This is a genomic window from Rathayibacter sp. VKM Ac-2927 (assembly GCF_022815525.1).
Lineage (GTDB): Bacteria > Actinomycetota > Actinomycetes > Actinomycetales > Microbacteriaceae > Rathayibacter > Rathayibacter festucae.
In genome coordinates, this window is sequence record NZ_JALGRT010000003.1 from 1 (window position 1) to 23,662 (window position 23,662).

The window sequence follows — 23,662 nt, forward strand, 5'->3', positions numbered from 1 at the left end:
CGCGCCGGGGCGCGGTAAGCCCGGCGCGGCCCGGGTGGCCACCGCCGGGCCCGCGTCGCCGCGTCGAGGCGGCCGCGCCGACGACTAAAGTCGAGGGGTCCCCCAGCCCCAGAGGAGCACCCGCGCGTGTCGAACGCATCGTCGAACGTCCCCGAATCGTCCCGTCCCACCGCCGACGCCGCCGTCGTCACCGAGGCAGGCACGGGGTTCACGCACTTCACCGACCGGGCGGTCGTCGCGATCCGCGTCAACGGCGAGCTGAAGGACCTGGCCGCCGACGTCGTCCCCGGCGACAGCATCGAGCCCGTCCTGATCTCCTCGCCCGACGGCCTGAGCATCCTCCGCCACTCCGCCGCGCACGTGCTCGCGCAGGCCGTGCAGCAGAGCAACCCGGAGGCGAAGCTCGGCATCGGCCCGCCCGTCACCGACGGCTTCTACTACGACTTCGACGTCACCGAGCCCTTCACGCCCGAGGCCATGAAGGCGCTCGAGAAGGCGATGGACCGCATCATCCGCCAGGGCCAGCGCTTCGTGCGCCGCGTCGTCACCGAGGACGAGGCGCGCGCCGAGCTGGCCGCCGAGCCGTACAAGCTCGAGCTGATCGGCCTCAAGGGCGCGGGCGCCGACGGCGAGTCGGTCGAGGTCGGCGGCGCCGAGCTCACCATCTACGACAACGTCGACCCCCGCACCGGCGAGACGGTCTGGAAGGACCTCTGCCGCGGCCCGCACCTGCCCAACACCCGGATGATCGGCAACGGCTACGCGCTGACCCGCAACGCCGCGGCCTACTGGCGGGGCTCGGAGAAGAACCCGCAGCTGCAGCGCGTCTACGGCACCGCGTGGCCGACGAAGGACGAGCTGCGCGCGCACCAGGCCCGCCTCGAGGAGGCCGCCCGCCGCGACCACCGCAAGCTCGGTCACGAGCTCGACCTCTTCTCGTTCCCGGACGAGATCGGCTCCGGTCTCGCGGTCTTCCACCCCAAGGGCGGCATCATCCGCTACGAGATCGAGCAGTACATGCGCGAGCAGCTGCTCGCCCACGACTACGAGCTCGTCTACACTCCGCACATCACCAAGGGCGACCTCTTCATGACCAGCGGCCACCTGCAGTGGTACGCCGAGGGAATGTTCCCCCCGATGCACCTCGACGAGCTGCAGGACGAGGACGGCACCGTCACCCGCCAGGGCCAGGACTACTACCTGAAGCCCATGAACTGCCCGTTCCACAACCTGATCTTCCGCTCGCGCGGGCGCAGCTACCGCGAGCTGCCGCTGCGCCTGGCCGAGTTCGGCACCGTGTACCGCTACGAGAAGAGCGGCACCCTGCAGGGCCTCACCCGCGTCCGCGGGCTGACCCAGGACGACGCGCACATCTACGTCACGCAGGAGGACGTGTCGGCCGAGCTGACCCGCAACCTCGAGTTCGTGCTCCAGGTCCTGCGCGACTACGGCCTCGACGACTTCTACCTCGAGCTCTCCACCAACCAGGAGGGCAACCCGAAGTTCGTCGGCGACCCCGAGCAGTGGGAGTCGGCGATCGAGTCGCTGCGCGCCGTCGCCGTCGAGTCCGGCCTCGAGCTGGTCCCCGACCCGGGTGGAGCCGCGTTCTACGGCCCGAAGATCTCGGTCCAGGCCCGCGACGCCATCGGCCGGACCTGGCAGATGTCGACGATCCAGCTCGACTTCAACCAGCCCGAGCGCTTCGAGCTCGAGTACACCGCCTCCGATGGCTCGAAGAAGCGGCCGGTGATGATCCACCGCGCCCTCTTCGGCTCGATCGAGCGCTTCTTCGCCATCCTCACCGAGCACTACGCCGGAGCGTTCCCGGTCTGGCTCTCGCCGGTGCAGGTCGTCGGCATCCCGATCGCCGACGAGTACCTGCCCTACCTCGAGGACGTGGTCGGTCAGCTGAAGAAGGCCGGCGTCCGCGCCGAGATCGACTACTCCAGTGACCGGATGCAGAAGAAGATCCGCAACGCGACCCTGCAGAAGGTCCCGTTCCAGTTGATCGTCGGCGAGAAGGACCGCGACGCCGGTGCGGTCAGCTTCCGCTTCCGCGACGGCACCCAGGAGAACGGCATCCCCGTCGCCGACGCCGTCGCCCGGATCCGCGAGGCCATCGCGACCAAGGCCCAGGTCTAGCGGTGGGGGAGCCGTTCGACGACGCCGTCCCCGAGGGCGCCGAGTCCTCCGCGCACCTCGCCGGCGTCCCCGACGAGTTCCAGCGCCTGTGGACCCCGCACCGGATGGTGTACATCCGGAAGGGCCAGCCGGGCGACGACGACTGCCCGTTCTGCGTCGCGCCGACGCTGAGCGACGAGGAGGCGCTGATCGTCGCGCGCGGCGAGCACGCCTTCGTCCTGCTGAACCTGTTCCCGTACAACTCCGGCCACCTCCTGGTCTGCCCGTACCGGCACATCCCGCTCTACGACGTGGCCACTCCCGAGGAAGTGGCCGAGATCGGCGCGCTCACCCAGACGGCGATGCGCGTCCTCCGCGAGGTCTCGAACAACGACGGCTTCAACCTCGGCATGAACCAGGGCGCCGTCGCCGGCGCCGGCATCGCCGCCCACCTGCACCAGCACGTCGTGCCGCGCTGGGCGACCGACGCCAACTTCTTCCCGATCATCGCCCGCACCAAGGCCCTGCCCCAGCTCCTCGGCGACGTCCGCGCGAGCCTCGCCGCAGCCTGGCCCCGCCCCTAGCCCGCCGCCTCTCGAGTAGTCGCGCAGCGGCCACCTATGGTGGTCGAGTAGCCCCGCAGGGGCGTATCGAGACCCACCGTCGTCAGCAGGCCGAGTCTGCAGACTCCAGTCCCGGTGCCGGTGGATCTCGATACGCCCGCTCTGCGGGCTACTCGATCAGCATGGTGGGCCCCCTGCTGGTCGTGTGGGCCCGCACCGGCGCCCGATGCCTGTCGGGCAGCGGCGTGGCGGCGCCTCATGCTCGTCGACCAGCCCCACTGCCGCGTCTCGAGACCCGCCCCGCCCGCCTTGTCCAGCGCCGATGCCGCCCGGTCCCGTCTCGTAGACTGGACGCTGCCGTCGGCGGAAGTCGCCGCACAGAACAGGACTCGCGAACATGACCGACACCACCCCCACGTCCTCCTCCGCCTCGGAGCAGTTCGGCTCGAGCCGCGTCAAGCGCGGGCTCGCCGAGATGCTCAAGGGCGGCGTCATCATGGACGTCGTCAACGCGGAGCAGGCGCGCATCGCCGAGGACGCCGGAGCCGTCGCCGTGATGGCGCTCGAGCGCGTCCCTGCGGACATCCGCTCGCAGGGCGGCGTCGCGCGGATGAGCGACCCCGACCTCATCGACGGGATCGTCGCCGCCGTCTCCATCCCCGTGATGGCCAAGGCCCGCATCGGCCACTTCGTCGAGGCGCAGATCCTCCAGGAGCTCGGCGTCGACTACATCGACGAGTCCGAGGTCCTCTCGCCGGCCGACTATGTGAACCACATCGACAAGTGGAACTTCACCGTTCCCTTCGTCTGCGGCGCCACCAACCTCGGCGAGGCCCTGCGCCGCATCACCGAGGGTGCGGCGATGATCCGCTCGAAGGGCGAGGCCGGCACGGGCGACGTCTCCGAGGCCACCAAGCACATCCGCACCATCTCGGCCGAGGTGAACCGCCTCAAGTCCCTGACGAAGGACGAGCTCTACGTCGCCGCGAAGGAGCTGCAGGCTCCCTACGAGCTGGTCGCCGAGATCGCGCAGACCGGCAAGCTCCCCGTCGTGCTCTTCACCGCCGGCGGCGTCGCCACCCCGGCCGATGCCGCGCTGATGATGCAGCTCGGCGCCGACGGCGTCTTCGTCGGCTCCGGCGTGTTCAAGTCGGGCGAGCCCGCGAAGCGCGCCGCCGCGATCGTCAAGGCGACGACGTTCTTCGACGACGCCAAGGTGGTCGCCGAGGCGTCCCGCGGTCTCGGCGAGGCGATGGTCGGCATCAACGTGGCCGACGTGCCCGCGCCGCACCGCCTCTCCGAGCGTGGCTGGTAGCGAGAGCGCGCCCGTCGCGGGCGAGGACGGGACCCGGGGGTCCCTCGCGGGGCTTCGCGTCGGCGTCCTCGCCCTGCAGGGCGACTTCCGCGAGCACGCGCACGTGCTGCGCGAGCTCGGCGCCGAGGTGGTGCTGGTGCGCCGTCCGTCCGAGCTCGCGTCGGTCGCGGGTCTCGTGATCCCCGGCGGCGAGTCCACGGTGATGGACAAGCTCTCGCGCCTGTTCGGCCTCGCCGAGCCGGTGAAGGAGGCGATCGCCGCGGGTCTGCCGGTCTACGGCACCTGCGCCGGACTGATCATGCTCGCCGACCGCGTGCTCGACCGCATCGACGGCCAGAGCAGCTTCGGTGGCCTGGACGTGACCGTCCGTCGGAACGCCTTCGGCAACCAGCTGGACTCCTTCGAGACCGACCTCGACATCGACGGCATCGGCGACCCGCCGATGCATGCGGTCTTCATCCGCGCCCCCGTCGTCGAGGAGCTGGGGGAGCGCGCGCACGCCCTCGCGGCCCTGGCCGACGGCCGGGTCGTCGCCGTCGAGCAGGGCGCCCTGCTGGGCACCTCGTTCCACCCCGAGATCACCGGCGACTACCGCTTCCACGAGCTGTTCCTGCGCAAGGTCGCGGCCACCCGCTTCGGCGCGGCACAGTAGGGGCATGCCCGAACTCCCCGAAGTGCACGCGCTCGCGCGAGACCTGGACGAGCGCCTCGGCGGCCGCGTGCTGGAGCGACTCGACGTGTTCGCGATCTCCGCGCTGAAGACCGTCGCGATCCCGCCGTCCTCGCTCGCGGGGGAGACGGTGCACGGGGTGAGCCGGCACGGCAAGTTCTTGGACCTCGCCATCGGCGACGTGCACGTGCTGCTGCACCTGGCCCGCGCGGGCTGGGTGCGCTGGCGCCCCGAGCGGCCGACCGCGCCGGTGAAGCCGGGCCGCGGCCCGCTCGCCGCGCGCCTGATCCTCGACGACGGCTCCGGCTTCGACATCACCGAGGCCGGCACGAAGAAGAGCCTGGCGATCTCGATCGTGAGAGACCCGCGGGACGTCCCGGGCGTCGAGCGGCTCGGTCCGGATCCTCTCGACCCCGAGTTCACCCGCGAGATCCTCGGGGCGATCCTGGCCACCGCGGGCCGCGCCCAGCTCAAGGGCGTCCTCCGCGACCAGTCCCGGATCGCGGGCATCGGCAACGCCTACTCGGACGAGATCCTGCACGTCGCGAAGATGTCGCCGTTCAAGCCGGCCTCGCTCACGCCCGACGAGCTCGACCGCCTGTACTCCGCACTCCGCTACACCCTCGAGGAGGCGCTCGGCCGGGCGGAGGGCCTGCATGCCGCGGACCTCAAGCGCGAGAAGAAGCTCGGGATGCGCGTGCACGGCCGCACCGGCGAGGCCTGCCCGGTCTGCGGCGACACGATCCGCCAGGTGATCTACTCCGACTCGACGCTGCAGTACTGCCCTACCTGCCAGACCGGCGGCAAGCCGCTGGCCGACCGCGTGCTGTCCCGACTGCTGAAGTAGCGCGCCCGTCAGTTCTGCACCGTCTCCGTCGAGGACGTCGCTCCGAACAGCCGGACGGCGGCGGGATCGGGCCCGAAGTGGACGGGGCCGCGGGTCACGGTGGCCGTCGCGGCGACCACCAGCGCCGTCTCGGCGGCCGTGGCGGCGGTCCGCCGCGCGACTCCCGCAGGATCGGACGGACGGGGATCGCCGGCATCCGGGTGTCTCTGATCAGGTGTCATCGGTGTCCTCGCCCTCGTTCGCGTCGATGGGACGGCGGGGACTGCCCGGCTCGCCCGACACCCTGTCGACGAGGAGCGGCGAGTGACGAATCGCTGGCGGAGAAGGTGCCGGTGGCGCGATCGGAGAACCCGAGCGCGCGGATCCGACTCGTCAGATCGTCACCGTGCCCACGGCCGACGAGCTCCCGTACTGAGCCTTCACGGCGGGGTCCGACCCCTGATAAAGAGGCCCTCGGGTCACCGTGGCCGAGACGGTGAAGCTGCCTTTGGGGGAGGCGGTGAGTTCGCAGAAGCAGACCCTCGTGAATTCCGCAGCGAGTCTCCCCTCGGTCTCGTAGCTGTTCGTGACCGGGTGCGAGCCGGCCGGGATCACGAGATGACCGCTGCGTGGACCGTCGGCGACGACCCCCTCGCCCCAGGACGCGACGTCGTGCTCAGCGGCGATGTCCACCCGGACGTCCTCTCCGAAGACGACGTCCGTCGTGGTCGTCGTCGCAGTCGTGTTGAGGAGGACGAGGACGAAGAAGCGGCCTTCTCCGAGGCTGGAGCTGATCGACACACCGGCGAAGATCCCGGCTCCGACGGGGGACGCGGAGGCGCCGGGCGCGGCGACCGCGGCGGCGATCACCGGCGTCGTCCACGCGGCGGCGATCGCGGTACGGCGCGCGACTCCCGGCGGGATCGATGTGGGGCGATCGTCGCTCGGTGAGTGGTGCTGATCGGGTGTCATCGGTGTCCTCGTTCTCGGTCGCGTCGACTGGACTCAGGGGGCTGCCTCGCCTCGGACACTCTGTCGACCGGGCGTGAAGCGTGCCGAATCTCTGGCGGGAACGGTGCCGGATGGCTCGATTCCGCGCGGACTCCGCCCCGCCGAACCGGTGACAGTTCTCTGCGACTCGGAGGCCTCTCAGAACTCCAAGACGACGACCGCGGACGGGCGGCCGTAGATGCCGACCGCGTACGGGTCGGGGCCACGATAGGTGGGCCCGCGAGTCACCTTCGCCTCCACCGCGAACCGTCCCCGCGGCTCGGCGGCGAGCTCGCACACGGTCTGCGGCCCCGGGTACGGGGCGGTGACCACCACGCTCCTGTCGCCGATCGTGTACGCCCCGACCGTCGGGTAGACCCCGGCGGGGATCGTGATCGAGCCGGCCCGCGGCCCCTCGGGAACGATCCCGTCCGCCCAGACGGCGACGTCGTGGTTCGAGCAGGTGACGCGCACCACCGCGTCCTGGGGGAGGACGACCGGGGTGCCCGGGGTCCCGGTCCCGTCGAGGTACACCTCGACGCGGAAGGCCCGCGAGGACTCCAGGCCGTCGGAGACGAGCCAGACACCGAGGAACGTGCCGTCCTCCTTCGGCGGCGTGGAGGCGGAGGCCGCGGGGGCCGCCGCGGCTCCCGCGATCACCGGGACCGTCCAGGCGACCGCGAGCGCCGATCGGCGCCCGATCCCCGGAGGACGAGCCCCGTCCTGCCCGGTCGTGCCGTCCCTCTGCGGGTCGTTCGTCATCGCGGTCCTCGTTCTCGTCTCGGCTGCGCGGCGGCCTGGTCCGCCCCGCGGCAACCCTTCCGCAGACCCGACTGCACATGGTCATTCCTGGCAGCGGACGCAGGCCTGGCCGGATTCGTGCAGTTCGACCGCTCTTCCGGCGGACGGCACCCAGGGCGAGGAGCACCACGGCATCCCGCCCTCGGGCGCGGCTCGGGCCGCCCCGCCCGGTGCTCGATTACACTGGACCAGCCATCAGCGGCGCCCGAGGGAGTCGCACGAACGAGATTTCCGAGGGAGCACCGTGTCCGGGCATTCCAAGTGGGCCACGACCAAGCACCAGAAGGCGATCAAGGACTCGCGCCGCGCGAAGTCCTTCGCCAAGCTGATCAAGAACATCGAGGTGGCCGCCAAGATCGGCGGCGCCGACATGTCCGGCAATCCGACGCTCGTCGACGCCGTGCAGAAGGCGAAGAAGACCTCGGTCCCGAACGACAACATCGACCGCGCGATCAAGCGCGGCGCGGGCCTCACCGGCGAGGTCATCGACTACACGACGATCATGTACGAGGCCTACGGCCCGAACGGCATCGCGCTGCTCGTCGAGTGCCTCACCGACAACAAGAACCGCGCCGCGGCGGACGTCCGCACGGCGATGACCCGCAACGGCGGCACCATGGCCGACCCGGGCAGCGTCGCCTACAACTTCGCGCGCAAGGGCGTCATCACCGTCCCGCACGGCGACGGCGTGACCGAGGACGACGTGCTCGGCGCGGTCCTCGACTTCGGCGTCGACGACGTCATCGACCACGGCGAGTCCTTCGAGGTCCGCACCGAGGCCGCCGAGCTGGTCCCGGCGCGCACGGCCCTCCAGGAGGCCGGCATCGACTACGACGCCGCCGACGTCGAGTTCGTCGCCTCGCTGCAGGTCGAGGCCGACGCCGAGACGGCCCGCAAGGTCTTCCGCCTGATCGACGCGCTCGAGGACTCGGACGACGTGCAGAACGTCTACACGAACCTCGACATCACGCCCGAGGTCCGGGCCGAGCTCGAGAACGACGAGGAGTGACCCGGTGACCCCGGCTCGTCCCGGGCGGGCGCGCTGATGCGCGTCCTCGGGATCGACCCGGGGCTCACCCGGTGCGGCGTCGGCATCGTCGACGTCGGCCGCGACCGGCGCGCGACGCTCGTGCACGTGAGCGTCCTCCGGACCCCCACCGATGCTCCACTGGAACGCCGGCTGCTCGCCCTCGGCGACGGGATCGAAGCGCTGCTCGACGAGCACCGGCCCGAGGCCGTCGCGATCGAGCGCGTCTTCGCGCAGAACAACGTCAGCACGGTGATGGGCATCGCCCAGATCAGCGGCGTCGCCCTGGTGGCGGCCGCCCGCCGCGACCTCGTCGTCGGCATGCACACGCCCAGCGAGGTCAAGGCCGCGGTCACCGGCTACGGAGCGGCGGACAAGCGTCAGGTCACCACGATGATCCAGCGCATCCTCCGGCTCGACGCCCCGCCGAAGCCGGCCGACGCGGCCGACGCCCTCGCCCTCGCCGTCTGCCACGCCTGGCGCGGGCCGATCGCCGCGGGCCCCGCCGCCGCCGAGGGGGAGACCGCGGCCCAGCGGGCCTGGCGCGCCGCGGAGGCCGCCACTCGAACGCCTGTTCGAGCCTCTAGACTGACGCGGTGATCTCCTCCCTCCGCGGCACCGTCCTCTCCGCTCGCGGGAGCCTCGCCGTCGTCGACGTCCACGGCGTCGGCTACGCGGTCAACGTCACGCCGCAGCACGCGCTCGAGCTGCGGGTCGGCGACGAGACCGTGCTGACGACGACGCTGATCGTCCGCGAGGACTCGCTGACCCTCTACGGCTTCCCGGACGAGGAGCAGCTCGAGATCTTCGAGCTGCTGATCGGCGTCACCGGCGTCGGCCCCAAGTCCGCGCTCGGCGTGCTCGGCGCGGTGGAGCCCGAGCGCATCGCCCAGGCCGTCGCCGACGAGGACGACGCCGTCTTCCGCAAGGTCTCCGGCATCGGCCCCAAGACCGCGAAGCTCATCATCCTGTCGCTCGCGGGCAAGCTCGCCGTCCGCCCGCGCGCCGCCCGCGGCTCCGGGCCGGGTGCGACGGCCGCGCAGAGCGTGCTCTCGGCGCTCGTCGGCCTCGGCTGGCCCGAGCGCGTCGCCGCCGAGGTCGTCGACGAGATCCTGCTCGACGCCCAGGCCTCCGACGCCGCGAGCGTGCAGTCCCTGCTCCGCCTCGCCCTCGCCCGGCTCGGTCCGGCGGCGCGCTCGTGAGCGGCGACGACGTGATGGGCCCCGAGGTCGCCTCCGAGGCCGAGATCGCCTTCGAGGGGGCGCTCCGCCCGAAGAACCTCGGCGAGTTCGTCGGTCAGCGCAAGGTCCGCGGCCAGCTCGAGCTGCTGCTCAAGGCGGCGGCGATGCAGGGCCGCACGCCCGACCACATCCTGCTGGCCGGCCCGCCCGGCCTCGGCAAGACCACCCTGGCGATGATCGTGGCGGAGGAGAGCTCCTCGCCGCTGCGGATGTCCAGCGGCCCCGCGATCCAGCACGCCGGCGACCTGGCCGCCGTGCTCTCCTCGCTGCTGCCAGGCGAGATCCTCTTCATCGACGAGATCCACCGGATGGCGCGCTCCGCGGAGGAGATGCTCTACCTCGCGATGGAGGACTTCCGGATCGACATCATGGTCGGCAAGGGCGCCGGCGCGACCTCCGTCCCCCTGGATCTCGCGCCGTTCACCCTCGTCGGCGCGACCACGCGCTCGGGCCTCCTGCCGAATCCGCTGCGCGACCGGTTCGGCTTCACCGCCCACCTCGAGTTCTACGCCGAGGACGAGCTGCGCCAGGTGCTGACCCGCGCCGCGCGGCTGCTCGACCTCGACATCGACGGCGAGGCGGTCGCCGAGATCGCCGGCCGCTGCCGGGGCACCCCGCGCATCGCGAACCGCCTGCTGCGCCGGGTCCGCGACTTCGCGCTCGTGCACGGCGGTCGCGCCGACGTCACCGCGGTCCGTGCCGCACTCGACCTCTACGATGTCGACGAGCTCGGCCTCGACCGCCTCGATCGCGCCGTGATGGACATCGTGCTCACCCGCTTCGACGGCGGACCGGTCGGACTCAACACGCTCGCGGTCTCCGTCGGCGAGGAGGCGGAGACGGTCGAGGCGGTCGTCGAGCCGTTCCTCGTGCGGATCGGGCTGCTCACCCGCACGCCGCGCGGCCGCGTCGCGACCCCGGCCGCCTACCGGCACTTCGGCGTGGATCCGCGCGGGGGAGCCGCCTCGGCCTCCCAGCGGCCCCTGTTCGGAGATGACCTATAATCTTCAAGGCCCGACGGGCCGCTCGATCCGCATGCGCCACCCCTTGTGTGCGCGGCGGATCACCCTCAACTCCGGAAGGCTCACCCATGGATCCGACGATCATCCTGCTCGTCCTGCTTCTCGCCGTGATGATCATCTTCATGTTCCGCAACAACAAGAAGCGGCAGCGCGACGCGGAGAAGATGAAGTCCGGGCTGGTCCCCGGTGTCGAGCTGATGACCGGCTCCGGCCTGTTCGGCACCGTCGTCTCGATCGACGACGACGAGAACAAGATCGTCATCGAGTCGACCCCCGGGACGCTCCTGACGATCCACCGCCAGGCCATCGCCCGCCTCATCGACCCGACCGAGAACGCGGTCGTCGCCGACGAGGACGAGCCCGAGTCCGTGGCGGCCGTCGAGTCGCCCGCGTTCGGCGAGCGCGACGCCGCGCACACGTCCGACCCGCTGGTCGACCCGGTCGAGCGCGACCGCAGGCCCGACGCGCAGTAGTCTCCAGGGCGGGCAGGGTGCATCGGCGCCCCGCCCGCCCTTCCACGTCCGGGGTGCGCCCCGGACCGAAGACCGTCGATCGGACGACAGGCGCGGCCCCCGGGGTCGGCCCCTGCGCGAGGATCGACGTCGACCGCAGAGCCAGCGTCGGCCGGAGAGCCGGCGCCGACCGAAGAAGAAGGTGAGCCCTGGGTGGCCGCATCAACCCCCGTCCGGAAGGCCCGGCGCTCGCTGAGCTGGCTCGGCGTCCTGATCCTCGCGCTCGTCGGCCTCAACGCCGCCGCCGTCGCCTTCGGCGGCGGCTCCTGGACGCCGAAGCTCGCGCTCGACCTCGAGGGCGGCACCCAGATCGTGCTCCAGCCCCAGCTCTCGGACGGCCAGACCGTCTCGTCCGAGCAGCTGACGCAGGCCGTCTCGATCATCCGCCAGCGGATCGACGCCGCGGGCGTTTCCGAGTCCGAGATCACGACCCAGGGCTCGAGCAACATCGTCGTCTCGATCCCGGGCACGCCGGACGACGCGACGCTGCAGCGCATCGAGGCCTCGGCGAAGCTCGACTTCCGCCCGGTGCTCGTCGCCAGCCAGGCGACCAACAGCTCGGTCGGCGGCGATTCGACCGCCTCGCCCACGCCGACCCCGGTCGACCCCTCGCTCGCCACCGAGCCGACGGCCGCGCCGACCAGCGCAAGCGACCTCGCCTACATCACGCCGGCGCTCGAGGCGCAGTACACCTCGTTCGACTGCGCGTTCCTCAACGACCAGGACCCGAACCTTGCGCCGGCCGATCAGCCCCTGATCACCTGCGACGACAACGACACGGCGAAGTACATCCTCGGCCCGGTCGAGATCACCGGTGAGGACATCTCCGACGCCTCGAACGGCCTGATGACGACGTCCTCCGGCGCCAGCACCGGCACCTGGGCCGTCAACCTCTCCTTCGACGACCAGGGCACCCAGGCCTTCGGCGACGTCACCTCGCGCCTCGTCGGCCTGCAGGGCGCCCAGAACCAGTTCGCGATCGTCCTCGACGGCCGCGTCATCTCGGCGCCGTCCACCAACGCGGCGATCACCGACGGCAACGCGCAGATCTCCGGCTCCTTCACCCAGGAGTCGTCGAAGACCCTCGCCGACCAGCTGAAGTACGGCGCCCTCCCGATCGGCTTCCAGGTGCAGAGCTCGGACAGCATCTCCGCGACGCTCGGCTCGACCCAGCTCGCCAGCGGCCTGCTCGCGGGCCTGATCGGGCTCATCCTCGTCGTCGTCTACTCGATCGCGCAGTACCGCGTGCTCGGCGCGGTGACCATCGCGTCGCTGATGGTGGCGGCGATCGTCACCTACCTCGTCGTCACCCTGCTCTCCTGGCGGGAGGGACTCCGCCTCTCGCTCGCGGGAGTCGCGGGTCTGATCGTGGCGATCGGCATCACGGCGGACTCGTTCATCGTCTACTTCGAGCGGATCCGCGACGAGCTGCGCGACGGCCGCGGACTCGAGTCCTCGGTCGAGGCCGGCTGGCGGCGCGCGCTGCGCACGATCTTCGCCTCCGACATGGTGAACCTGCTCGCGGCCGTCGTGCTCTTCGCCCTCGCGGTCGGCAGCGTCCGCGGCTTCGCGCTCACCCTCGGCATCACGACGCTGATCGACCTCGTGGTGGTGATCCTCTTCACCCACCCGATGCTGCAGCTGCTCGCGACGACCAAGTTCTTCTCCGAGGGGCACAAGGCCTCCGGACTGGATCCGCGCGCACTCGGCGCGGTCTACCGCGGCCGAGCGGCGTTCCGTCCGCAGGACGCCGTGCTCGCCGGCAAGGGGGCCTCGGGCAAGGGCTCCTCCGCCGCCCGCGAGGCCGCCCGCCGCCAGACCATCGCCGAGCGCAAGGCCGCCGAGGCGGCCGCCGCGCGCAGCTCCTCGAACGACTCGAACGGGAAGGACGCGTGATGGCCAGCTTCTCGCAGTTCGGAAACGACCTCTACACCGGCAAGCGCTCGGTCGACTTCGTCGGCCGCCGGCGCACCTGGTACCTCATCTCGATCGCGATCATCCTGCTCACCGTGCTCGGCACGGCGGCGCGCGGTGGCTTCAACTTCAGCATCGAGTTCACCGGCGGCTCCGAGTTCACGGTCACCGCGCCGGAGAATCTGGACCAGACGGCTGCGACGGACGCCGTCACCTCGGTCTCGCCCGACGCGGTCCCGCGCGTCTCGATCGTCGGCGACGACTCGATCCGGGTGCAGACCAGCCAGCTGTCGACCGACGAGTCGACCCAGGTCCGCAACGCCCTGTCCGAGGCCTACTCCGTCCCGACGGAGCAGGTCGCGTCGTCCTTCATCGGCGCCGCCTGGGGCTCGGACGTCACGCAGCAGGCGGTCCGCGGCCTGATCATCTTCGTGATCCTGGCCGCCCTGGCGATGTGGGCGTACTTCCGGACCTGGAAGATGTCCCTCGCCGCGATCGTCGCGCTCCTGCACGACCTCGTGATCGTGGCCGGCGTCTACGGAATCACCGGGACGGAGGTGTCGCCGGCGGCGGTCATCGGACTGCTGACGATCCTCGGCTACTCGCTCTACGACACCGTCGTGGTCTTCGACAAGATCCGCGAGAACACCGCGGAGGCGCTCGGCAGCACCACCAAGACCTTCTCCGAGACGGTCAACCTCGCCGAGAACCAGACGCTGGTGCGCTCGATCAACACCTCGATCGTCGCGGCCCTGCCGGTCGCCGCGATCCTCGTCATCGGCGCCTTCGTCCTCGGTGCCGGCACGCTGCGCGACATCTCGCTCGCGCTGCTGATCGGCATCATCGTCGGCACCTACTCGACGATCTTCGTCGCCGCCCCGCTCTACGCCCAGCTGCGCAGCGGCGAGGCCGAGATCGGCAAGCACGACAAGCGGGTCGTGTCGGCCCGCGAGCGCGCCGCGACCCCCGTCGTGCAGGGCTGATCGTGGCCGACTACGCACAGGTCACCGCCGCGGACGCGATCGGCCTCGTCGAGCGCGACGAGGTCTGGCTGCTCGACGTGCGCGAGCCGCACGAGTGGGCGCTCGGTCATGCGCCGGCAGCGCACCACATCCCGATGGGCAGCATCGGCGAGCGGCAGGACGAGCTCCCACGGGACGCGGCGATCCTCGTCGTCTGCCACTCCGGCGTCCGCTCGGCCATGGTCGTCCAGGCGCTCGACGGCGCCGGCTACGAGACGGCGAACATCGAGGCCGGGATGACGGCCTGGGCCGCCGCCGGCGGCGACGTCGTCGACGGCGAGGGACGCCCGGGCCGGATCGACTGATCGCGGGCCTGTCCGCTCCCGGCGGACCGGTCACGCGGCGCCCGCGCGACGGGCGATAATGAGGCGATGGAGATCTCCGCGTGAGCGACACCACGACCACGTCCTCGACCGCCGCCCTGCGCCGGCTGGTCCCGCGGATCTTCTCGCGCGCACAGCCCTCCGGGGCGGTCGACACGCTCGTCCGGACGGTGCGCACGCACCACCCCAAGAGCGACATCGCGCTGATCGAGCGAGCCTACTCGGTCGCCGAGCGCGCGCACGCGAACCAGAAGCGCCGCAGCGGCGAGCCGTACATCACGCATCCGCTGGCCGTCGCGCAGATCCTCGCCGACCTCGGCATCGGCTCGAAGACCATCGCCGCCGCGCTGCTGCACGACACGGTGGAGGACACCGACTACAAGCTCGACGAGCTCCGAGCCGACTTCGGCGACGAGGTCGCGATGCTGGTGGACGGCGTCACCAAGCTCGACAAGGTCAAGTACGGCGACAGCGCGCAGGCCGAGACCGTCCGCAAGATGATCGTGGCGATGTCGAAGGACATCCGCGTTCTGATCATCAAGCTGGCCGACCGCCTGCACAACGCGCGCACCTGGGGCTTCGTTCCCGCCGAGTCCGCGGCCCGCAAGGCGACCGAGACCCTCGAGATCTACGCGCCGCTGGCGAACCGCCTCGGCATCCAGGCGATCAAGTGGGAGCTCGAGGACCTGTCGTTCGCGGTGCTCTACCCGAAGATCTACAACGAGATCGAGAGCCTCGTGAAGGTGCGGACCCCGCAGCGCGAGGAGTTCGTCCAGAGCATCATCGACCTCATCGGCGAGGACCTGCGGGCGGGAAAGATCCGCGGCCGCGTCGTGGGCCGGCCGAAGCAGTACTACTCGATCTACCAGAAGATGGTCGTCCGCGGCCGCGACTTCGACGAGATCTACGACCTGGTCGGCATCCGCGTGCTGGTCAACTCCGTGCGCGACTGCTACGCCGTGCTCGGCTCGATCCACGCGCGCTGGAGCCCGATGCCCGGCCGCTTCAAGGACTACATCGCGACGCCGAAGTTCAACCTGTACCAGTCGCTGCACACCACGGTGATCGGGCCGAAGGGCCGCGCGGTCGAGATCCAGATCCGCACCAACGAGATGCACCAGCACGCCGAGTTCGGCATCGCGGCGCACTGGAAGTACAAGGAGCAGATGGCGACGGGCAAGGTCGCCTCCGGTTCGAACGACACCGACCTCGCGTGGCTCGCGCACCTCTCCGACTGGCAGTCCGAGACGACCGACCCGAACGAGTTCCTCGACTCCCTCCGTTTCGAGATCGGGGCGAAGGAGGTCTACGTCTTCACGCCCAAGGGGCGCGTCATCGGCCTGCCGACGGGCGCGACCCCGGTCGACTTCGCCTACGCCGTGCACACCGAGGTCGGCCACCGCACCATGGGTGCCAAGGTCAACGGGCGTCTCGTGCCGCTCGAGTCCTCGCTGACCACCGGCGACGTCGTCGAGGTCTTCACCTCGAAGAACCCGGACTCCGGCCCCAGCCAGGACTGGCTGAACTTCGTGCAGAGCCCGCGGGCTCGCAACAAGATCCGCCAGTGGTTCACCAAGGAGCGCCGCGACGAGGCGATCGAGCAGGGCAAGGACTCCATCGCGCGGGCCATGCGCAAGCAGAACCTGCCGCTGCAGAAGCTGATGAGCCAGGACACCTTCACCGAGGTGGCCAGCCAGCTGCGCTACAACGACGTCGAGGCGCTCTACGCCGCGGTCGGCGAGGGGCACGTCTCCACGCAGTCGGTGCTGGAGAAGGTCGTCGCGACCATCCAGGGCGACCCGGAGTCGGACGAGCACGAGGTCACCCTCCCGCGCTCCCCGCGTCCGCGGAGTCGCAGCAGCGAGTCCGGTGTCCTGGTCAAGGGCGCACCGGACATCCTGGTCAAGCTGGCGAAGTGCTGCACCCCGGTTCCGGGCGATCAGATCGTCGGCTTCGTCACCCGTGGCGCCGGCGTCTCGGTGCACCAGGCCAACTGCCACAACGTGCAGGAGCTGCTCAAGGAGCCGGAGCGGATCGTCGACGTCGAGTGGGCGCCGTCCTCGAAGAGCATCTTCCTGGTGCAGATCCAGGTCGAGGCGCTCGACCGGTCCGGCCTGCTCAGCGACGTCACGCGCGTGCTCTCCGAGCACCACGTGAACATCCTGTCGGCCACGGTCTCCACCTCCAGCGACCGACTGGCGATCAGCCGGTTCGTGTTCGAGATGGGCGACACGACTCACCTCGACCGGGTGCTCAACGCCGTCCGCAGGATCGACGCGGTCTACGACGTCTACCGGGTGAACGCGGGCTGATCGCCCGGCGCCGCCGGCGCAGTACCCGGGCTCAGGGCCGGGTCAGCCGAGCGCCGCGGTCAGGCGGAGCAGGGCGATCCGGCGGCTCGAGACGGGAGGGCCGCTGTCCAATCGCTCGAGCACCCGCTCGAGCGAGACGCCGGTGGCGGCCGCCAGGCTGCGCAGGAGGTCGTCGTCGCAGGTGCTGCGGGTGCGCGCCAGATCGATCAGGGTCCGCTCGGGGGTCGTGACGGAGCAGCCGCCGAGGAGCACGACGTCCTCGTCGGTGAGCCGCACCTCGTGGAAGCGCACCCGCGCGAGCATCGGCGGGTGCAGCCGGTTCCGTCGGTCGATGGAGGCGCTGTGCACCGGGGGAGCGGCGGGCATCGCGCCGTGCACCCAGGCCGCCGACAGCCGGTCGGCCACCGCCTTCGCCGGGACGACCGCCCGCAGCGCCGCGCCGCGCTCGGCCGGGCCGACCGGCAGATCGGCGAGGAGGAAGCCCTCGTCGAGCGCGACGACCTCGCCGTCGAGACGGGCGGCGCAGAGCTCCGCGAGCGGCAGCTGCCCCGGGAGCAGCACGGAGGGGAGGAGGCGCGTCATCCGCCCATGCTGGCCGAGCCGCCGTCCCCGCGGGACAGCCGCAGCACATCTGTGGACGGATCCGCGAGAACCATCGCCGTGCGGTTCCCGCCGGCGACAGGCGGGTCTCGATACGCCGCCTCCGGCGGCTACTCGACCAGCATGCAGGTCACGGACGCGTGCTCATGCTGATCGAGTAGCCCGCGCAGCGGGCGTATCGAGATCCACGTCGTCCGAGGGGCGGTTCTCGACACCCCGCCTCCGGCGGCTACTCGACCAGCATGCCGGTCACGGACGCGTGCTCATGCTGATCGAGTAGCCCGCGCAACGGGCGTATCGAGATCCACATCGTCCGAGGAGTGGGTCTCCACACCCCGCCTCCGGCGGCTACTCGACCAGCGTGCATGCCGGCCGGGATCAGCCCAGGGCGTCCAGCCACACCTTGCGGGCGTCGAGGGCCTCCTGCGCCTGGGCGATGGCGGCGCGGTCACCGCGGGCCTTCGCCTCGTCGAGCTCGTCCTGCAGCTTCTGGATCGCGGCGGTAAGCTGCGAGGCGAGGCCCTCCGAGCGCGCCTTGCGCTCGGGGTTGCTGCGGTTCCAGTGCTCCTCGTCGAGCTTGCGCACGTGCGCCTCGACCTTGCGGAGGCGGTCCTCGACGGTGCGCACCTGCTCGCGCGGCACGCGGCCGACGGCGTCCCAGCGCTCCTGCACGGAGAGCAGCACGCGCTTGGCCTTCTCGCGGTCCTGCTCCTGCAGGAGCGGCTCCGCCTCCTCGAGGAGGGCGAGCTTGAGGTCGAGGTTCTCGGTGTACTCGACGCTCTCCTGCGCGACGACCTCGGCCTTCGCGCCGTAGATCGCGTCGCCGGCGGCCTTGAAGCGCGCCCAGAGGGCGTCGTCGAACCGCTTGCCCGCGCGACCGGCCACCCGCCAGCGCTCGAGGAGGGCCCGGTACTCCGGGATCGCCTCGGCACCGCGTGAGACCAGGGCGTCGGCCTGATCGATCAGCGACTGCTTGGCCTGCTTGGCCTCGCGGTGCGCCGAGTCGAGGTCGGCGAAGAACGCCTTGCGGTTCTGCTCGATCGTCGTGCGCGCTCCGCGGAAGCGGCGCCACAGCTCGTTGGCGTCGTTCTTGGGGAGGCGCGGACCCTGCTGCTGGTGGCTCTGCCAGCGGGCGAAGAGGTCGTCGATCGCGGCGCTGGCCTGCTTCCACTGCGTCTTCGCCGGGTCGACGGCGGCCAGCGCCTCGGCCTCGGCGACGATCGCCTCGCGGTGAGCGATCGCGTCGCTGAGGGCGGCCTTCGTCTCGGCGGCCTGCTGCTCGGTCAGATCCTCGACGGAACCGCTGAGCGCGCTGACGCGGGCCTGCAGGGCGTCGAGGTCGCCGACGGCGTGCGCCTGCGAGATGGCCGCGGTGAGCGTCTGCACTCCGCGCGACACGTCGTTCGCCGGAGCGCCGCGCTTGGCCCGCTGCTCGAGCAGGGAGACCTGCCCGGCGAGCTCGGTGTACTTGCGCTCGTAGTAGGCGAGGGCCTCCTCGGGAGTCGCGTCGGGGTACTGGCCCACCTCGCGCTCCTCGTCGCCGACGCGGACGTAGACCGTGCCGTCGTCGGCCACGCGGCCCCACGGCTGCCGGGCGCCCGCCTGCGGGCGGGGAGCCGTCGGGACGACGGGAGGCGCCGCGTTCTCGGGAGCCGTCGTCTCATCGGCGGTCGCTGCCTCGCCGGAGGTCGCCGTCTCGTCCGAGGTCGTTGTCTCGCCCTCGGAGGGCGCCGTCTCGTCCGAGGCCGCTGCCTCCTCGGGGGCCGCCACCTCGTCGGGCGTCGCCGTCTCGGATCCGGGCGTCGCCGTCTCGGGGGAGCCCTCTCCCGTCTCGGGAGCGTCCGTCTCGGCCGGGGCGTCGGCGCCCTCGGGGGCGCCGGTGCTCTCGGGAGCGTCCGTCGTCTCGGAGGACGCGCTGTCGTCGGGTGACACGGTGCCGGGGGTGGACACGGTGTCGATGTCGCCGTCTGGAGTCAGCATCGGGTGCCGCCTTTCGCTGTCGTCCCGCCCCTCGGCCTCGGTGCTCGACAGCCGGAGGCCGACGACCGCGCTCAGCCGCGAACGGGCAGTGACGACAAGCCTATTGCACTCCCCGCGCCCCCGTTCGTCCGCGGTCCCGCGGGTCGCGCGCGCCGCTCGTCGGCGGCGCGCGCGAGGGCTACTGCAGCGAGATGCCGCCGATCGCGACCGGCTCGGCGGGAGCGCCGTCGCCGGAGCCGTCCGCCGTGCCCTTCGCGACCACGTCGGCGATCAGCGCATCGAGACCCGAGGTCACCTGGCCGACCACCGTGTAGCCGCCCGCGGCGTCCTCGGGGAGCTGGGTGTCCTGATAGACGACGAAGAACTGGCTGCCCTGGCTGTAGCCGTTGCCGCCCTGGCGGGCCATCGCGATCGTGCCGGCCGGGTAGACGCCGTCGGCGGGCGCGTTCTCGACGGGTCCGTAGCTGTAGCCGGGGCCGCCGGTGCCGTCGCCGTTCGGGTCCCCGCACTGCAGGACGTAGAGGCCCTCGGTGGTGAGCCGGTGGCAGGAGACGCCGTCGTAGAAGCCGGACTGCGACAGGGAGAGGAAGGAGGAGACGGCCTGCGGGGCGGCGGCGCCGGCCAGGGTGATCCCCAGCTCGTCGCTGTTGATCGACATCGTGCCGGTCCAGTCGCGGCCCTCGGCGATGTCGGCGGAGGGGACGTCCCCGGTGTTCTGGCCGGTCGCCTCGGGGGTCGGCGTGGGGGTCGCGCTCTCGGAGGACGTCGGCTCGGCGACCGGGGTGCCCGGGCCGCCGGAGAAGTAGAGGAGCTGCGCGACGACCGCGAGGGCGATCACGACGACGCCCGCGACGGCCGCGATCACGTTGTCGCGGACCCGGCGCTTGGCGCGCGTGCGGTGCAGGGTCTGCCGCGCCTGGTAGGCCCTCAGTCGGGTGCGCGCCTCGCGATCGTTCGTCCTGCCCTGGGCCACGTGTTCCTCCGCCGTCGTGCGTCGCGCCTGCGTCCGGCGCGGCCCCGCGCGAGCGCGGAGCGCGTCGAGCCTACGAGAATCGCCGCGCCCTCGCCGGACGCCGCGACGCCGGGTGCCGGGCGGGCGCCGGGGCCGACTGTCGGAGGCCGTCGTTACGCTGGTGCGATGACCATGCAGCAGGCCGGACTCCGCTCCGGGGCGACGCCGCTCGCCGTGCGCATGCGTCCCCGCAGCCTTGAGGAGGTCGCGGGGCAGCGGCACCTGCTGACGCCCGGTTCGCCGCTGGTGGCCCTCGCGGCCGACACCACGGGTGAGCGCGGAGCCGTCTCCGTCATCCTCTGGGGCCCGCCCGGCACCGGCAAGACGACGCTCGCCCAGGCCGTCGCGCACTCCAGTGGCCGGCGCTTCGTCGAGCTCTCCGCCGTCACGGCCGGCGTGAAGGACGTCCGCCAGGTGATGGAGGAGGCGCTCTCCACCCGCGACCTCTACGGCACGTCGACCGTCCTCTTCCTCGACGAGATCCACCGCTTCACCAAGGCGCAGCAGGACGCGCTGCTGCCCGGCGTCGAGAACGGCTGGGTGATCCTCATCGCGGCGACGACCGAGAACCCGTCCTTCTCGGTGATCGCCCCGCTGCTCTCGCGCTCCCTGCTGCTCACGCTGAACACCCTCGACGACGAGGACCTCGGGCTGCTCGTCGACCGCGCGCTGCACGACGAGCGCGGGCTCCGCGACTCGGTGCGGCTCGACGACGAGGCCCGCGCGAGCATCGTCCGGCTGGCCTCCGGGGACGCCCGACGCGCGCTCACGGCGCTCGAGGCCGCCGCCACCTCCGCGAGGTCGGAGGCGCGCGAGGCGGATCGCGTCGCGCGGGCGACCGCGGGCGAGAGCGAGGAGGAGGAGGACGAGGACGAGGGCGTCTCCGCCGAGCCCGCCGTCGTCGAGGAGCCCGAGCTCCCGCTGATCACGGTGGAGGTGGTCGCCCGCGCCGTCGACCGCGCGCTGCTGCGCTACGACCGCAACGGCGACGAGCACTACGACGTCATCAGCGCGTTCATCAAGTCGATCCGCGGCTCGGACGTCGACGCGGCGCTGCACTACCTGGCCCGGATGATCGAGGCGGGGGAGGACCCGCGCTTCATCGCCCGCCGGATCATCGTCTCGGCCTCCGAGGACATCGGGATGGCCGACCCGCAGGCGCTCGTCGTCGCGATCGCCGCCGCCGACGCCGTCCAGTTCATCGGCATGCCGGAGGGGCGCATCCCGCTCGCGCAGGCCGTCGTCCACCTCGCCACCGCCCCGAAGTCGAACGCCTCCTACACGGCCATCGACAGGGCGATCGCCGATGTCCGCGCGGGCAAGGCCGGCCGGGTGCCGCCGCACCTGCGCGACGCGCACTACCCGGGCGCCAAGCGGCTCGGCCACGGCAAGGGCTACCGCTACCCGCACGACGCCGAGCTCGGCGTCCTCGAGCAGCAGTACCTGCCGGACGAGCTCCGCGGCGCGCGCTACTACGCGCCGACCGAGCACGGCAACGAGCGCGACGTGTCGGCCCGGCTGGCGAAGCTTCTCCGGATCATCCGAGGCCGCGGCTGACGGTCGGGGACGGCGGACCCGGAACCGCGCGTGACGCGGGCTCCCGCGCCTGGTAGTCTTGCGAGGTTGCCCACCGCTCTGTAGCCGAGCGGAGCAGCGCATCCCTCTGAATCGCGCAGTCCGCCACCGCGGTCACCCTGCCTCCCGCACCCGCGGGGGGACACGACCTCGGCGCCCGCCCTCCTCCCGGAGCCGGCGGACGAGGACTGCGACCGAACCTCTCAGACCCTGGAAGGACCACAGTGTCGACCACCTCACGTACCCGTTCGAAGACGCGCCTCTCGCGCGCCCTCGGCATCCCCCTGACCCCGAAGGCCGCCCGCTACCTCGAGAAGCGTCCCTACGCTCCCGGTGAGCACGGCCGCTCGAAGCGCAAGGCCGACTCCGACTACGCGGTCCGCCTGCGAGAGAAGCAGCGTCTGCGAGCCCAGTACGGCATCCGCGAGAAGCAGCTGCGCATCGCCTTCCAGGAGGCGCGCCGCACCCAGGGCCTGACCGGTGAGAACCTGGTCGAGCTCCTCGAGATGCGCCTCGACGCCCTCGTCCTGCGCTCGGGCTTCGCCCGCACCACGGCGCAGGCCCGCCAGTTCGTCACCCACCGCCACATCATGGTGGACGGCCAGACGGTCGACCGTCCCTCCTTCCGCGTGAAGCCGGGCCAGGTCATCCACGTCAAGACCCGCTCCGAGGGCACCGAGCCCTTCCAGGTCGCGGCCGCCGGCGGACACGTCGACGTCCTCCCCAAGACCCCGGGCTACCTCGAGGTCGAGATCGACAAGCTCCAGGCGACGCTCCTGCGCCGCCCGAAGCGCGCCGAGGTCCCCGTGACCTGCGAAGTCCAGCTCGTCGTCGAGTACTACGCGGCTCGCTAGTCAGCGCACCCCCGTTGGAAAGGCCCCGGCTCCTGCCGGGGCCTTTCCTCGTTCCCGGGCCTCCTCGGCGCGCAGCCGCCGCCGTGCAGCCAGGTCGGTCCGGCTCGCGATCCGAGCTCCGGCTCGCGGATTCCGGGTGTTCCGGCGTGCCGGGGCCGTTCTCACGTGCCGAAGGCGTGCCGGTGCCGCCTCCGGCCGGACCAGGGCCGCCGTGCGCCGTCGGTAGGCTGGGGTGCCGCATCCGGCGGCGCCGAAACGGAGGTCATCGTGTCCGGTGGAGACATCGCAGGGCTCATCGCCGCGGGGGTGTTCGCGATCCTCGTCGCCGTCGCCGCGATCCCGCTCTGGAAGCTCGGTCGGGTCTTCGACAGCACGAGCGAGGCCATCAAGCAGGCCAGCGACGGCCTGACCCCGATCCTCGACGAATCGGCGTCGACGCTGCGCGAGGCGAACCAGCAGCTGGCTCGCGTCGACACCATCACGAAGGACGTGGCCGAGGTCACCGGCAACGTCAACGCGCTCGTCGCCCTGACCGCCGCGACGATCGGCGGACCGCTGATCAAGCTCGCCGGCTTCACCGCAGGAGTCCGCGCCGTCCTCGTCGCCGGCCGCACCGCCGACAAGGCGGGTGCCGCGGTCGGACGCGGCGCCGCGCGCCGCTCTCGGCGCACCCGCAGGTCGTCCTCCAGGTAGCCCCCTGCCCGCGCCCTACAATCGAGGGGGTCGCCGCGCCCTCGGGCCGGCTGCCGTGAGCAGGAAACGCTGTGGGAGGAATCGCTGTGAAGAACATCGTGCTGATCGTCATCGGGATCGGTCTCGGATTCGCGGTCGCGCACCAGGTCGCGCGCACCGAGGCGGGTGCTCGTCTTTTCGAGGACCTCAACCGCACGGCGAAGGAGCTCGGCGACGCCGTCTCCGAGGGCTACCACCAGCGCGAGGCCGAGCTCAAGGCCGCCATCGGCGAGGGCTGACGCCCTGCCCG

At 71.7% G+C, this 23,662-nt stretch carries 24 protein-coding genes; 18 read left to right on the forward strand and 6 right to left on the reverse strand.

Going from position 1 to position 23,662, the window contains the following annotated elements:
- The first annotated feature begins 126 nt into the window (after window positions 1-126).
- The 5 genes from thrS to MT353_RS09160 all read left to right on the forward strand — a co-directional run bounded on the left by thrS (window position 127) and on the right by MT353_RS09160 (window position 5,516).
- Entirely contained in the window at window positions 127-2,142 is a 2,016-nt protein-coding gene (thrS, locus tag MT353_RS09140; RefSeq protein ID WP_374204703.1) for a threonine--tRNA ligase, read from the forward strand.
- A gap of 2 nt (window positions 2,143-2,144) precedes the next feature.
- Window positions 2,145-2,705, forward strand: a complete 561-nt coding sequence (locus tag MT353_RS09145; RefSeq protein ID WP_243624235.1) for an HIT domain-containing protein — start codon at window positions 2,145-2,147, stop codon at window positions 2,703-2,705.
- A 376-nt stretch (window positions 2,706-3,081) separates the two neighbouring features.
- A complete protein-coding gene (pdxS, locus tag MT353_RS09150) occupies window positions 3,082-3,999 on the forward strand; it encodes a pyridoxal 5'-phosphate synthase lyase subunit PdxS (RefSeq protein ID WP_159984516.1) in 918 nt (305 codons plus the stop codon).
- A complete protein-coding gene (gene pdxT / locus MT353_RS09155; RefSeq protein WP_308197517.1) occupies window positions 3,989-4,651 on the forward strand; it encodes a pyridoxal 5'-phosphate synthase glutaminase subunit PdxT in 663 nt (220 codons plus the stop codon). The genes pdxS and pdxT overlap by 11 nt, the downstream gene beginning before the upstream one ends.
- Before the next feature lie 4 nt (window positions 4,652-4,655).
- Window positions 4,656-5,516: an Fpg/Nei family DNA glycosylase gene (locus tag MT353_RS09160; RefSeq protein WP_243624236.1), complete on the forward strand. Its 861-nt coding sequence runs from the start codon at window positions 4,656-4,658 to the stop codon at window positions 5,514-5,516.
- 8 nt (window positions 5,517-5,524) lie between these two features.
- Here MT353_RS09160 and MT353_RS09165 read toward each other — a convergent pair whose 3' ends face one another.
- From MT353_RS09165 to MT353_RS09175, 3 genes are all read right to left on the reverse strand, one after another.
- Window positions 5,525-5,737: a hypothetical protein gene (locus tag MT353_RS09165; protein ID WP_243624237.1), complete on the reverse strand. Its 213-nt coding sequence runs from the start codon at window positions 5,735-5,737 to the stop codon at window positions 5,525-5,527.
- 151 nt (window positions 5,738-5,888) lie between these two features.
- Window positions 5,889-6,467: a hypothetical protein gene (locus MT353_RS09170; RefSeq protein WP_243624238.1), complete on the reverse strand. Its 579-nt coding sequence runs from the start codon at window positions 6,465-6,467 to the stop codon at window positions 5,889-5,891.
- Between the two features lie 177 nt (window positions 6,468-6,644).
- Entirely contained in the window at window positions 6,645-7,247 is a 603-nt protein-coding gene (locus tag MT353_RS09175) for a hypothetical protein (protein WP_243624239.1), read from the reverse strand.
- A 283-nt stretch (window positions 7,248-7,530) separates the two neighbouring features.
- Between MT353_RS09175 and MT353_RS09180 the strand changes: the two genes are divergently transcribed.
- From MT353_RS09180 to MT353_RS09220, 9 genes are all read left to right on the forward strand, one after another.
- Window positions 7,531-8,295: a YebC/PmpR family DNA-binding transcriptional regulator gene (locus MT353_RS09180; protein ID WP_123446193.1), complete on the forward strand. Its 765-nt coding sequence runs from the start codon at window positions 7,531-7,533 to the stop codon at window positions 8,293-8,295.
- 36 nt (window positions 8,296-8,331) lie between these two features.
- Window positions 8,332-8,913, forward strand: a complete 582-nt coding sequence (ruvC, locus tag MT353_RS09185) for a crossover junction endodeoxyribonuclease RuvC (protein WP_243624240.1) — start codon at window positions 8,332-8,334, stop codon at window positions 8,911-8,913.
- Complete coding sequence (gene ruvA / locus MT353_RS09190) at window positions 8,910-9,515, forward strand: Holliday junction branch migration protein RuvA (protein WP_123704431.1); 606 nt, start codon at window positions 8,910-8,912, stop codon at window positions 9,513-9,515. The genes ruvC and ruvA overlap by 4 nt, the downstream gene beginning before the upstream one ends.
- A 14-nt stretch (window positions 9,516-9,529) precedes the next feature.
- Entirely contained in the window at window positions 9,530-10,558 is a 1,029-nt protein-coding gene (gene ruvB / locus MT353_RS09195) for a Holliday junction branch migration DNA helicase RuvB (RefSeq protein WP_123446196.1), read from the forward strand.
- A gap of 86 nt (window positions 10,559-10,644) precedes the next feature.
- The gene (gene yajC / locus MT353_RS09200) at window positions 10,645-11,049 is read left to right on the forward strand and encodes a preprotein translocase subunit YajC (RefSeq protein WP_243624241.1); all 405 of its coding nucleotides are present in this window, start codon (window positions 10,645-10,647) and stop codon (window positions 11,047-11,049) included.
- A gap of 192 nt (window positions 11,050-11,241) precedes the next feature.
- Window positions 11,242-12,984 carry a protein translocase subunit SecD gene (secD, locus tag MT353_RS09205; protein ID WP_123733042.1) on the forward strand — a complete coding sequence of 581 codons (1,743 nt, stop codon included), beginning with the start codon at window positions 11,242-11,244 and terminating at the stop codon, window positions 12,982-12,984.
- Window positions 12,984-13,985, forward strand: a complete 1,002-nt coding sequence (secF, locus tag MT353_RS09210; RefSeq protein ID WP_243624242.1) for a protein translocase subunit SecF — start codon at window positions 12,984-12,986, stop codon at window positions 13,983-13,985. The genes secD and secF overlap by 1 nt, the downstream gene beginning before the upstream one ends.
- A gap of 2 nt (window positions 13,986-13,987) precedes the next feature.
- Entirely contained in the window at window positions 13,988-14,329 is a 342-nt protein-coding gene (locus MT353_RS09215) for a rhodanese-like domain-containing protein (RefSeq protein ID WP_243624243.1), read from the forward strand.
- A gap of 80 nt (window positions 14,330-14,409) precedes the next feature.
- Complete coding sequence (locus tag MT353_RS09220; RefSeq protein WP_123446201.1) at window positions 14,410-16,659, forward strand: bifunctional (p)ppGpp synthetase/guanosine-3',5'-bis(diphosphate) 3'-pyrophosphohydrolase; 2,250 nt, start codon at window positions 14,410-14,412, stop codon at window positions 16,657-16,659.
- Window positions 16,660-16,701: 42 nt separating this feature from the next.
- On the opposite strand, the gene MT353_RS09225 is transcribed toward MT353_RS09220, so the two are convergent.
- The 3 genes from MT353_RS09225 to MT353_RS09235 form a co-directional block, all read right to left on the reverse strand.
- Window positions 16,702-17,241, reverse strand: a complete 540-nt coding sequence (locus MT353_RS09225) for a type IV toxin-antitoxin system AbiEi family antitoxin (protein WP_243624244.1) — start codon at window positions 17,239-17,241, stop codon at window positions 16,702-16,704.
- A 396-nt stretch (window positions 17,242-17,637) separates the two neighbouring features.
- On the reverse strand, window positions 17,638-19,239 hold the full coding sequence (locus MT353_RS09230; protein ID WP_308197518.1) for a DUF349 domain-containing protein: 1,602 nt from the start codon (window positions 19,237-19,239) through the stop codon (window positions 17,638-17,640).
- A gap of 178 nt (window positions 19,240-19,417) precedes the next feature.
- Window positions 19,418-20,212 carry a peptidylprolyl isomerase gene (locus MT353_RS09235; protein ID WP_243616245.1) on the reverse strand — a complete coding sequence of 265 codons (795 nt, stop codon included), beginning with the start codon at window positions 20,210-20,212 and terminating at the stop codon, window positions 19,418-19,420.
- 165 nt (window positions 20,213-20,377) lie between these two features.
- Here MT353_RS09235 and MT353_RS09240 point away from each other — a divergent pair, with 165 nt between their 5' ends.
- The 4 genes from MT353_RS09240 (at window position 20,378) to MT353_RS09255 (ending at window position 23,651) form a co-directional block, all read left to right on the forward strand.
- Window positions 20,378-21,808: a replication-associated recombination protein A gene (locus MT353_RS09240; RefSeq protein WP_243616246.1), complete on the forward strand. Its 1,431-nt coding sequence runs from the start codon at window positions 20,378-20,380 to the stop codon at window positions 21,806-21,808.
- A 242-nt stretch (window positions 21,809-22,050) separates the two neighbouring features.
- The gene (gene rpsD / locus MT353_RS09245) at window positions 22,051-22,680 is read left to right on the forward strand and encodes a 30S ribosomal protein S4 (protein WP_123446206.1); all 630 of its coding nucleotides are present in this window, start codon (window positions 22,051-22,053) and stop codon (window positions 22,678-22,680) included.
- A 267-nt stretch (window positions 22,681-22,947) separates the two neighbouring features.
- Window positions 22,948-23,373, forward strand: a complete 426-nt coding sequence (locus MT353_RS09250) for a DUF948 domain-containing protein (protein WP_123446207.1) — start codon at window positions 22,948-22,950, stop codon at window positions 23,371-23,373.
- Window positions 23,374-23,459: 86 nt separating this feature from the next.
- Window positions 23,460-23,651: a hypothetical protein gene (locus MT353_RS09255; protein ID WP_123446208.1), complete on the forward strand. Its 192-nt coding sequence runs from the start codon at window positions 23,460-23,462 to the stop codon at window positions 23,649-23,651.
- The last annotated feature ends 11 nt before the right edge of the window (window positions 23,652-23,662 follow it).

What these genes read in the sequence shown, in the direction of transcription:
- pdxS (WP_159984516.1), top strand. Translation starts at nt 3,082, where the DNA reads ATGACCGACACCACCCCCACGTCCTCCTCCGCCTCGGAGCAGTTCGGC.
- ruvC (WP_243624240.1), top strand. Translation starts at nt 8,332, where the DNA reads ATGCGCGTCCTCGGGATCGACCCGGGGCTCACCCGGTGCGGCGTCGGC.
- MT353_RS09170 (WP_243624238.1), bottom strand. Translation starts at nt 6,467, where the DNA reads ATGACACCCGATCAGCACCACTCACCGAGCGACGATCGCCCCACATCG.
- MT353_RS09240 (WP_243616246.1), top strand. Translation starts at nt 20,378, where the DNA reads ATGACCATGCAGCAGGCCGGACTCCGCTCCGGGGCGACGCCGCTCGCC.
- yajC (WP_243624241.1), top strand. Translation starts at nt 10,645, where the DNA reads ATGGATCCGACGATCATCCTGCTCGTCCTGCTTCTCGCCGTGATGATC.
- MT353_RS09160 (WP_243624236.1), top strand. Translation starts at nt 4,656, where the DNA reads ATGCCCGAACTCCCCGAAGTGCACGCGCTCGCGCGAGACCTGGACGAG.
- MT353_RS09225 (WP_243624244.1), bottom strand. Translation starts at nt 17,241, where the DNA reads ATGACGCGCCTCCTCCCCTCCGTGCTGCTCCCGGGGCAGCTGCCGCTC.
- MT353_RS09230 (WP_308197518.1), bottom strand. Translation starts at nt 19,239, where the DNA reads ATGCTGACTCCAGACGGCGACATCGACACCGTGTCCACCCCCGGCACC.
- secF (WP_243624242.1), top strand. Translation starts at nt 12,984, where the DNA reads ATGGCCAGCTTCTCGCAGTTCGGAAACGACCTCTACACCGGCAAGCGC.
- ruvB (WP_123446196.1), top strand. Translation starts at nt 9,530, where the DNA reads ATGGGCCCCGAGGTCGCCTCCGAGGCCGAGATCGCCTTCGAGGGGGCG.
- MT353_RS09165 (WP_243624237.1), bottom strand. Translation starts at nt 5,737, where the DNA reads ATGACACCTGATCAGAGACACCCGGATGCCGGCGATCCCCGTCCGTCC.
- MT353_RS09175 (WP_243624239.1), bottom strand. Translation starts at nt 7,247, where the DNA reads ATGACGAACGACCCGCAGAGGGACGGCACGACCGGGCAGGACGGGGCT.